Source organism: Blautia sp. CAG:237 (assembly GCF_000436615.1).
In the GTDB taxonomy this organism is placed as follows: Bacteria; Bacillota; Clostridia; order Lachnospirales; family Lachnospiraceae; genus Blautia_A; species Blautia_A intestinihominis.
This window is the reverse complement of record NZ_FR886770.1, coordinates 1746-4307: the sequence shown is the minus strand read 5'-3', so window position 1 is coordinate 4307 and position 2562 is coordinate 1746. Positions and strand designations below refer to the sequence as shown.

The 2562-nt window shown below is 47.2% G+C and carries 3 protein-coding genes and 1 pseudogene; 3 read left to right on the top strand and 1 reads right to left on the bottom strand.

The window, feature by feature from the left end; genetic code table 11:
• Window positions 1-99, top strand: a pseudogene (locus tag QZL69_RS14040) (UDP-N-acetylglucosamine pyrophosphorylase); the annotation flags it as partial.
• A gap of 3 nt (window positions 100-102) precedes the next feature.
• Here QZL69_RS14040 and QZL69_RS13050 read toward each other — a convergent pair.
• Complete coding sequence (locus QZL69_RS13050; protein WP_022215637.1) at window positions 103-855, bottom strand: TraX family protein; 753 nt, start codon at window positions 853-855, stop codon at window positions 103-105.
• 159 nt (window positions 856-1014) lie between these two features.
• Between QZL69_RS13050 and QZL69_RS13045 the strand changes: the two genes are divergently transcribed.
• Together QZL69_RS13045 and QZL69_RS13040 are read left to right on the top strand one after the other, a co-directional pair.
• A complete protein-coding gene (locus QZL69_RS13045; protein WP_022215636.1) occupies window positions 1015-1779 on the top strand; it encodes an alpha/beta hydrolase in 765 nt (254 codons plus the stop codon).
• 4 nt (window positions 1780-1783) lie between these two features.
• Window positions 1784-2542, top strand: coding sequence for an esterase family protein (locus QZL69_RS13040; protein WP_022215635.1), 759 nt, complete (start codon window positions 1784-1786; stop codon window positions 2540-2542).
• The last annotated feature ends 20 nt before the right edge of the window (window positions 2543-2562 follow it).

Sequence of the window (2562 nt, the reverse complement as noted above, 5' to 3'; positions counted from 1 at the left end):
GGAAGAAATTCCAATATCTACCCGCTTTCACCAGTAAGAGGCTGCATTCCTGCAGACAGTATCTACAAAAATGCAGCAGAGATCGTCAAAAAGAATTAATATTTAACTGAGAAAAAGAATCTGCCGGAGGATCACCAGGATTGTGAGATGCACCGGGTAAAACAGATAAAAGAAATATTTCGCGGCTTTTCCCTGGATAAAGCCGCGTTTTCCATTGTACATATTAATGGAGATAAAGGAAAAGCACATTTTCCATTCGTAATTCATCCAGAGTGTGCTGACAAGTGCCTGCAGGATCCGCCGCGTGCGGAACAGGTACATGATCATGATGAGCAGAAAACCATGCCAGCCATAATCAGCATGGAAAATATAAGAAAAGCCAAAAAGTCCCACGATACAGGATAATTGAAGGACCGGTTTTTCCCACAGAGCTTCCAGTGCACAGAGCCCGAGATATCCGAGGAACAGAGTAAAAAATACATTCTGCATCGGATGATGCCAGGTATTGCTGAATACGAAATTCCACGGGATCTCAGAGATCAGCGCGAAGAGAAGCAGGTTCTGTCCGTATTTGCGGCGGTTCCTCGTGTGAAGGAAGCCCTCGATCAGAAGGAAACAGAAGATCGGGAAGGCAGATCTGCCGATATCACGGACGATGCGGTACCAGGTGATCTCTGTGGAACCAATGGTAAAGAGTACCCGGAGGGCAGGTTTCCAGTTGGCGAGGATCAGAACGCCGGTGTGGTCGATCAGCATCAGGATACAGGCAAGAAGTTTCAGGGCACTGCCGCTTAAGATCTGAAATCTTGCCGGAAAAATACTGGGAGGCAGTGTCTGCTGTGTTTGCGTAGTCATAAAAATCTCCTTATGTAAAATAAAATTTTTCAAAATGAACAACATCATTTTAACACAAAACGATCTGCTTTACCAAGTTTCTTGTCTGGAAAAGCAGATTGTGCTATATTAAAGTAATAAAGTGAAACGGTAAAACAGCGCAGTTAGGAGGAAAAGATTATGGTAAACAGACATAAGATCCAGATTCCCGAGCTGACCGGGGAGGAAGAGAGGAATCTTTATATTTATCTTCCGGATTCCTATGACTGGGACCGGGAACGATATTATCCTGTTTTGTATATGTTTGACGGACATAATGTCTTTTTTGATTCTGATGCCACCTATGGGAAATGCTGGGGCATGAAGGAATACATGGATCATACCAATACACAGGTGATCATTGTGGCAGTCGAATGCAACCACAGCCCGGACAATGGACGGCTCAAGGAGTATGCTCCGTTCAGCTTTCATGACGCAAGATGCGGTAGCATCGCAGCAAAGGGTGCGATTACGATGGACTGGATGGTCCACACGCTGAAACCTCAGATCGACCGGGATCTTAGAACTCTCAGCGACCGGGAGCATACGTTTATCGCAGGAAGCTCCATGGGCGGACTGATGAGCCTGTATGCAGTGGCACAGTACAATTCTGTTTTTGGCAGAGCAGCGGCACTGTCTCCGTCTGTATGGACAAATGTCGACAAACTGGAACAGCTCATCCGCAGGACAAAGATCCGGCAGAATACAGTGATCTATATGGACTATGGTTCTGTAGAACTGGAACAGCGCCCAAAGATCCGCAGAGATTTTGAGCGGATCGCGGCGGCATTTTTCCAGAAGAAAGTCCTTCTGGAGGCAAGGATCATCCCGGGCGGCACACATTGCGAGGCAAGCTGGGAGAGACAGATCCCGTTTTTTATGAATACACTTTTGTACGAGGAATAAAGAGATGGAAGTACAATACAGAAAAGAATACAGTCCTGCCCTGGGGCGGGACATGGAATGCAAGATCTATGGACACAAGGGCAGACCGGTGCTCTTTATCCCGTGTCAGGATGGGCGGTTTTTTGATTTCGAAAATTTTCATATGACAGATACCTGGAGTCCGTGGCTGGAAGCCGGTGAAGTGATGGTGTTTTCCATAGATACGATCGATCAGGAGACCTGGTCGGATACGGACGGTGATCCATACTGGAGAATCCGGCGCTACGAACAGTGGCTTCAGTATATTACAGATGAGATGGTTCCTTTTATGCGTGAGATAGTCAACGAGAGGAACGGCTGGACGGGCTATCCGGGGATCATGGTGTTTGGATGCAGTCTTGGTGCGACACATGCGGCAAATCTGTATTTCAGAAGACCGGATCTGTTTGACCGGCTTCTGGCTTTGAGCGGTCTTTATTCAGCAGGATACGGCTTCGGTTCCTGCACGGACGAGGTGGTGCGCCGGAATTCGCTGGTGGATTTCCTCGGTGATATGCCAAAGGATGATCCGAGGATCGCGCTGTATAATCTCAAGAAAGCAGTTATCTGCGTCGGTCAGGGACCATGGGAACTTCCGGACTCCACGAGGCAGCTCGCACAGATCCTGGCAGAGAAGGATATCCATGCCTGGGTGGATTTCTGGGGCTATGACTGTTCTCACGACTGGTACTGGTGGTATAAACAGGTAGAATATTTTGTTCCATATCTGTTAAAAAACGATTGATAAAATCTAAAAGGAAAGAG

Excerpts from the sequence above, each read along its gene's own strand:
- QZL69_RS13045 (WP_022215636.1), top strand. The coding sequence starts at position 1,015 with ATGGTAAACAGACATAAGATCCAGATTCCCGAGCTGACCGGGGAGGAA.
- QZL69_RS13040 (WP_022215635.1), top strand. The coding sequence starts at position 1,784 with ATGGAAGTACAATACAGAAAAGAATACAGTCCTGCCCTGGGGCGGGAC.
- QZL69_RS13050 (WP_022215637.1), bottom strand. The coding sequence starts at position 855 with ATGACTACGCAAACACAGCAGACACTGCCTCCCAGTATTTTTCCGGCA.